1 protein-coding gene is annotated in these 1,964 nt (G+C 67.0%); it reads right to left on the reverse strand.

Annotated elements, in window-relative coordinates:
* On the reverse strand, positions 1 to 1,964 hold a 1,964-nt coding region (locus ACWDKQ_RS35935; RefSeq protein ID WP_450143200.1), incomplete at both ends, for a hypothetical protein.

The raw sequence follows: 1,964 nt of genomic DNA on the forward strand, positions 1-1,964 counted from the left end.
ACCCAGACCCCACCGAACCATTTCCCGCTACCGGATCTGAAACCCGCAACACCTCAGCGCCCGCCACCAACCCCCCGCCCTCCACACGCCGCGGCAACACATCCTCATCCACAACCGGCTCACCGAAATCCAGCCCGTCGGCCCCAACCCCGAACAACCCGAGGGGATCGCCCCCGTACTCATCAAGGAACGCAGCGAGATCATCGTCGTCGGCCACCGGCGCGGCATCGCCGGCGCCCGCACTATCGTTGTCGGCATCCTGTCCCAGGAACGCGAGCAACTCGGTTGCGAGAAACTCCTCGTAAGCGCCCTCGCTCAGCAGCACCCCGGCATCCGCCGCATCCTGCGGGACTGGCACCCCGTCTACATCCGCCACGGCCCGAGCAAGCCACGCATCCAGATCGGCGTCAGCCGACCACGCGTCCCGGCCGTCCTGATCCGTCCCAGTCCACCCCGGTACCCCTTCCGGCCCCGTACCCCGACCGACCACCGCGGGCCCACCCACCCCGGTCTCCATCACCTCCCCGGCCTTCTTCCGTCCCCGCCCCGCCTTCAACCGGAGCAACCTTTCCTTCATTTTCTGCCACGTTTGTGCCTTCGGCTGGAGCTCCGCCAGCTCCGCCTCCTGCCCCTCGGTCAGCGGCCCCCGCTCCTGCAACCCCTCCAACACCGCAACACGGGCGGCAGCAACCTTTACCGCCCAGTAATACTTCGCGGCGGAGTCCTTCTGTTTCTGCTTCTGCTGCGCCACCTTCGGCTGGAGCTTCGCCAGCTCCGCCTGCTGCTCGTCAGTCAGCGGCCCCTGCTTCTGCAACGCCTCCAACTCCGCAACACGGGCGGCAGCAGCCTTTCCCGCCCGGTACCGTTCCGCGAACCATTCCTTGTGTTTCTGCCACTTCTGTGCCTTCGGCTGGAGCTTCGCCAGCTCCGCCTGCTGCTCGTCAGTCAGCGGCCCCTGCTTCTGCAACGCCTCCAACTCCGCAACACGGGCGGCAGCAGCCTTTACCGCCCGGCGATACTTCGCGGCGGAGTCCTTCTTTTTCTGCTTCTGCTGCGCCTTCGGCCGGAGCGCCGCCAGCTCCGCCACCTGCTCCTCAGTCAGCGGCCCCTGCTCCTGCAACCCCTCCAACTCCGCAACACGGGCGGCAGCAGCCTTTCCCGCCCGTTTATACTTCGCGACAGAGTCCTTCCGTTTCTGCTTCTGCTGCGCCACCTTCGGCTGAAGCTCCGCCAGCTCCTCCTTCTGCTCGCCAGTCAACTGCCCCCGCTCCTGCAACCCCTCCAACTCCGCAACACGGGCCGCAGCAGCCTTTCCCGCCCGTTTACACTTCGCGACAGAGTCCTTCTGTTTCTGCCACGTCTGTGCCTTCGGCTGGAGTGCCGTGAGCTCCGCCTTCTGCTCCTCAGTCAGCGGCCCCTGCTTCTGCAACGCCTCCAACTCCGCAACACGGGCGGCAGCAGCCTTTCTTTTCTGGTAATTCTTCGCGTTCTGTTCCTTCTGTTTCCGTTTCCGCTCCTCGCTCGGGTCCTGCTGTGCTGCCTGATCCGTCGGCGTGAGCTCCCCCCTCTCACCGTCACCCGGACTCCCGGACACAGCCCCAGCCGCAGCGGCTGTGTCCACCTTCCGCCGCTTAACCCCCCGCGAACTCTCGCCCGCCTCCTCCCGTGAATCCTGGTCCGCCTTTCCCCGCGTCCTCTTCGTGTCCTTCGCGCCGGCTTTCCCCGCCGCCGGCCCGGGCACACCACCCCGACGCTTCGGACCCGTCACCACAGTCGGCGGCAGCCTGGACTCCCCGTCCTGGCCCCGCCACCGGGAACCACTGGGCGGCAACACCACCTCCCCCTTAACCCCCGCCCCCGGTGCCGCCTCCGGTATCGGGATCACCCACATGCCGGTCGCAGTCAGGACATCGGCGTCCTCGGCTTCCTTCCCCTTCTGCGGGTCCAGCAGAACGACCCGACCG

This window comes from Saccharopolyspora sp. NPDC000995, assembly GCF_053599315.1.